The organism is Clostridium pacaense, assembly GCF_020709765.2.
Classification (GTDB): domain Bacteria; phylum Bacillota; class Clostridia; order Lachnospirales; family Lachnospiraceae; genus Enterocloster; species Enterocloster hominis.
In genome coordinates this window covers 1-247 of record NZ_JAJFEB020000167.1, presented here as the reverse complement: position 1 = coordinate 247, position 247 = coordinate 1, and the positions used below count along the sequence as shown (strand labels likewise).

Genomic DNA, 247 nt, shown 5'->3' with positions numbered 1-247 from the left:
ACCACCCTCAGGATGATTGCGGGCCTGGAGGATATATCCTCAGGGGAACTGTGGCTGGATGACTGCCTCATTAACATGGTGGAGCCAAAGGACAGGGACCTGTCCATGGTATTCCCGAACTACGCCCTGTACCCCCATATGACGGTATATGAAACTGTGGCCTTTGGCCTGTGGGCCCATACGACGCCCAAGGCAGAGATTGACCCACGGGTAAGGGCGGAGGACGGGATACTGGAGATAGGCCACC

At 57.1% G+C, this 247-nt stretch carries 1 pseudogene; it reads left to right on the top strand.

The features are described from left to right. A pseudogene (locus LK536_RS58935) lies at positions 1-247 on the top strand (ABC transporter ATP-binding protein); the annotation flags it as partial.